A 245-nucleotide genomic window follows, 5' to 3' on the forward strand; every position below is an offset into this window, starting at 1 on the left:
TGTCTGGAAAGATGACAACGGAAGAATAATCGATCTGCATTGTTTCGAATATGTCGAAGATGGAATTCTATATGACGGATACACTTTCCCAAGCGAAACTTTCTCAGGTAAAGGAAATATCGGGAATATTGAGGTAACATGCATAAACCCGGAGGCACAGGTACAGTTCCATCTTGGATATGAATACGATGAAAATGATGTCCACGACGTCCTGTTATTATGCAGAACTTTCAATCTTGAGATAC

1 protein-coding gene is annotated in these 245 nt (G+C 39.6%); it reads left to right on the forward strand.

What is annotated here, in order from left to right:
* A partial coding sequence (locus CIK96_RS13400) for a nucleotidyltransferase domain-containing protein (RefSeq protein ID WP_371592700.1) occupies positions 1-245 on the forward strand: 245 nt, incomplete at both ends.

Source organism: Prevotella sp. P4-98, from assembly GCF_002251405.1.
In the GTDB taxonomy this organism is placed as follows: Bacteria; Bacteroidota; Bacteroidia; order Bacteroidales; family Bacteroidaceae; genus Prevotella.